The sequence below is a fragment of the Chthonomonas sp. genome, from assembly GCF_035294505.1.
Classification (GTDB): Bacteria; Armatimonadota; Chthonomonadetes; order Chthonomonadales; family Chthonomonadaceae; genus Chthonomonas.
Window position 1 is genome coordinate 1 of the sequence record NZ_DATGKU010000057.1, and the last position, 1045, is coordinate 1045.

1 protein-coding gene is annotated in these 1045 nt (G+C 54.7%); it reads left to right on the plus strand.

The annotated features are described in order from the left end of the window. The coding region (locus VKV18_RS02695) for a VCBS repeat-containing protein (protein WP_324202689.1) at window positions 1-1045 on the plus strand (1045 nt) is incomplete at both ends.

Below are 1045 nucleotides of genomic sequence, written 5' to 3' on the forward strand. Positions count from 1 at the left end.
GGGCTGTGCAGTGGGTGACTACGATAACGATGGGTATGTGGACATCTACATTACGGCGTATCGGGGTGGGGTGTTGTTGCACAACGAGGGGGGGAGCCATTTCAAGGATGTGACGGCTCAGAGTGGGATAGCGCCTCAGCCCTGGGGCACTTCGGCAGCGTGGGTGCAAACTACCAACAGCGGGTATCTCGATCTCATTGTAGGGAACTATGTTGTTTTTGGACCGCATAGCGCGCAGCTATGTGCGGCTGCCGGCAATACGATGACGGCTTGCTCACCCCAGGCCTATCCTCCAGAGAGAGCGACGTTCTATAGGAATCAAGGCAATGGACGCTTTAAAGACGCAACGCTGCATTGGAAGGTGAACAACACATCCGGTAAGGTGCTTGGGATCGCCTCCGCCGACATAGATTCATCGGGACGCCAGAGCCTTTATCTGGCAAACGACGAGGTGCCGGCAGATTTGTTGTTGAATTTGGGTAGCTATTTTCGTAATGTGGGCAGTGAGACCGGCACCGCCTACAACGCTCAGGGCGGAACTCAAGGCGGTATGGGCACTGACTGGGGAGACTACGATAACGATGGACAGCTCGACCTGGTGGTAGCAACTTTTCAACAGGAGCCGAACGCACTTTACCATAACGACGGGCAACTTCTCTTTGAAGAGCGCGCGCGCCAGCTGAATTTAGCCAATGCCACCATTCCCTATGTGGCCTTCGGCGCAAAGTGGATAGACTATGACAACGACGGTTGGCTCGATCTCATCTTTTCCAATGGCCACACCTCTGATAACGTATCCGCCTTCGATCCGGGGCACACCTATCGCCAGCCAACCCAACTGTTTCACAATAGAAATGGCTCCAGGTTTCTCGATGTGACTGCACAGGCCGGCCCCGACTTTCTTAAACCCATTGTCGGACGAGGATTGGCTATCGGCGACTATGATAACGACGGACGCCTCGATGTGCTTATTGTAGATGCCGAAGGCGCTCCCCTGCTTCTCCACAACGAAACCCCTTCGGCAGGAAACTGGGTGCAGTGTCGT